This is a genomic window from Oleiphilus sp. HI0123, assembly GCF_001635315.1.
The window spans coordinates 1-3,080 of the sequence record NZ_LWGE01001681.1 but is presented as its reverse complement, the minus strand read 5'-3'; the positions used below and the strand labels follow the sequence as shown (position 1 = coordinate 3,080).

The window sequence follows — 3,080 nt, the reverse complement described above, 5'->3', positions numbered from 1 at the left end:
GTATTGGACTATCTGTTGTATTCGGAATGACCTTGGGGATCGTCGTCGACTACACCGTTCACTTTTTAAGTAAATTTTTACGTGCCAAGCGAGAGAATCAGCTATCTACCGAGGATGCGATTCGCTATGCCTTTAGTACAGTTGGCGTTGCGCTGTTGGTCACCACATTTATTCTATTTGCGAACTTTGCTGTATTAGCTATATCCGACTTCTCTATGAACTCCGATATGGGACTGATGACGGCCGTAACCATCGTTGTCGCTTTACTTGTTGATTTTTTCTTCCTTCCACCGCTTTTACTGTTTTTGGTTGGAAGTAAACGTAAAAAAGCTAAGCAAGATTTAACAATCGATGATCAAGGTATCCTAGATCAAAGAGCACCCTTAAATGGCTAAGTCACCTAAAAAGGTAACTCAACAAACTGATAGTGCTACTTTCTACTCATGGAAAGTACCGTTCCAAACGAAGTAAGGGATTTCAGTTTAACTAATCGACATTTTCGTATCTAATAGGCGCTAGCTTCTAGCATCATCATATAGTTTCTCAATGATGCTGCTGCAGTGCCAACTAACAAGATAACAAGACCGAGGACAATATCCATGCTATCTAACCTTTCTGCTCGCGGTGTAAAGAAATCCATCGCGATATTATCCTGCTTTACTGCCTTGAGCCTCTCAGGCAACACCTTTGCAGAAACACCTCAAGAAAAAGGTTTAGCTATCGCCATTGAATCTGATAAGCGAAACACTGGTTGGAAGGACTCTACTGCTGACATGACGATGACCTTACGCAACAAACGTGGTGAAGAAAGTGTTCGTGTTTTGCGCGTAAAATCCCTCGAAGTCGAAAATGATGGTGACAAAGGCTTAACCATATTTGATGAGCCTAAAACTGTTCGTGGTACTGCTTTACTGACGTTCTCGCACAAAGTTGATGCGGATGATCAGTGGTTATCCCTACCAGCACTAAAGCGTGTTAAGCGAATCGCGTCTAAAAACAAGTCTGGCCCATTCATGGGAAGTGAGTTTGCCTTCGAAGACTTAAGCTCACAAGAAGTTGAAAAGTATAGCTATGAGTACTTAAAAGACGAAGCGTGTGGCACAGAAACCTGCTTTGTTGTTAAACGCTTCCCAACAGATAAAAACTCTGGCTACACAAGCCAAATTGCCTGGATCGACCAGAGTGAATACCGCGTCCATAAAATTGAATTTTATGACCGTAAAAAAGCGCTACTAAAGACCCTCAACTCTAGTGATTACAATCAATATCTTGACCAATACTGGCGCCCGAATGTGATGAAGATGCAGAATCACCAGACAGGTAAAAGCACTGACTTAATCTGGAGCAATTTTCAGTTTTCTACCGGGCTAAGTGATAGTGACTTCACCAAGAACAGCTTGAAGCGCGCTCGCTAGTCTAATTTCCGCTCTATTGACCTAAACAGCACTGCAAAAAATGTACATCCAGTCACAGATAATGTGATTGTTTGTACATTTTTTCTTTTTTAGCTGCATAAACATCGCCCTGTCATACTCTCGCGTCTATACTGGCATCTTCATATTTTTAATAAAATAATACAGAACTAACCAGTAACACAGGCAGCACCCGAACTATGCAATCATTTCACGCTCCAAACCGCATCTTAATGGGCCCTGGCCCGTCAGATGTTTCCGAAAGAGTACTTAAAGCACTATCTCAGCAAACCATCGGTCATATGGACCCTAGCTTTGTATCGCTAATGAATGAGATAAAATCTCTTCTTCAGTACGTTTTCCAAACCAAAAACGAACTTACGATTCCGGTATCTGCACCAGGTTCATCTGGTATGGAAACCTGCTTTATGAATATGGTTGAGCCGGGTGACAAAATTCTTGTCTGCATTAACGGCGTATTTGGCATGCGCATGAAAGAAGTCGCGACTCGCGCAGGTGCTCAGGTTGAAGCCATCGAATTTGAGTGGGGCGAAGCTGTTGAGCCAGAAGTAGTAGACCAGAAGCTTTCAGAAAATCCTGATATTTCAATGATCGCTTTTGTTCACGCTGAAACCTCTACCGGTGTTCGCTCTGATGCAAAAGCCTTATGTGCAATAGCTCAACAACATAACTGTCTTTCAATCGTTGATGCCGTCACCTCTTTAGGCGGTTCTGATGTTCAAGTTGATGACTGGGGCATAGACGCAATTTATTCAGGCACTCAAAAGTGCTTATCTTGTATCCCAGGTCTCTCTCCGGTCAGTTTTAGCACTAAAGCAATTGAAAAGATCAAAGCCAAAAGCTCTAAGAACTACAGCTGGTTCCTCGATCTAAACCTGGTCATGGACTATTGGGGTGAAGGTGCTAAGCGTACTTATCACCATACTGCGCCAGTTAACAGTTTGTATGCACTACACGAATCGCTATTAATTCTTAAAGAAGAAGGTTTGGAAAGCGCTTGGGAACGTCATGAGCTGCACCATAAGGCACTGGTTGCTGGTCTAGAAGCGCTCGGCATTGAAATGCTAGTGCCTAAAGATATTCGCCTATCTCAACTTAATGCAGTGAAGATTCCAGAAGGTATTGATGATGCGACTGTTAGATCAACACTACTTAACCAGTACGACTTGGAACTTGGTGCAGGGCTAGGTAAGTTTGCTGGCAAAGCATGGCGAATCGGCTTAATGGGCAATGGCTGTAATCGTAAAAACGTTGATTACTGCGTTAGCTCTTTAGGCGCGGTGCTTAACGAACTTGGACATAGCTGCGATGTCGACGCTGCAATGTCTGCAGTAGAGAATGCATACCCATAACCCAATAGACAGGGCTAGGGTATGAGTAATCCACTCCTACCCTAAGCTTTGTATCTCAAGCAAAGCGAAATGAAAAAACTCCTTTTGGTCGCCCACAGCCCGTCTGAAAATACACAAGCCCTACAACAAGCTCTGTGCCAGGGTGTCATCAGCCAAGCTCTTGAGCAAGTTGAATTCAAGTCGAAAACTCCTTTTGAAACACAAGCAGAAGATGTACTAAGTGCAGACGCCATTATACTCGGCACTACCGAGAATCTAGGCTACATGAGTGGTGCCCTCAAAGATTTCTTCGACC

At 43.4% G+C, this 3,080-nt stretch carries 3 protein-coding genes and 1 pseudogene; all 4 read left to right on the top strand.

Features of this window, described 5'->3' with window-relative positions; all coding sequences use genetic code 11:
* On the top strand, nucleotides 1-395 hold a 395-nt coding region (locus tag A3761_RS22750; protein WP_156492044.1), incomplete at its 5' end, for an MMPL family transporter.
* Nucleotides 396-599: 204 nt separating this feature from the next.
* The gene (locus tag A3761_RS22745) at nucleotides 600-1,415 is read left to right on the top strand and encodes an outer membrane lipoprotein-sorting protein (protein ID WP_068739759.1); all 816 of its coding nucleotides are present in this window, start codon (nucleotides 600-602) and stop codon (nucleotides 1,413-1,415) included.
* A 197-nt stretch (nucleotides 1,416-1,612) separates the two neighbouring features.
* Nucleotides 1,613-2,785, top strand: coding sequence for an alanine--glyoxylate aminotransferase family protein (locus A3761_RS22740; protein ID WP_082865477.1), 1,173 nt, complete (start codon nucleotides 1,613-1,615; stop codon nucleotides 2,783-2,785).
* Nucleotides 2,786-2,854: 69 nt separating this feature from the next.
* Nucleotides 2,855-3,080, top strand: a pseudogene (locus A3761_RS22735) (flavodoxin family protein); the annotation flags it as partial.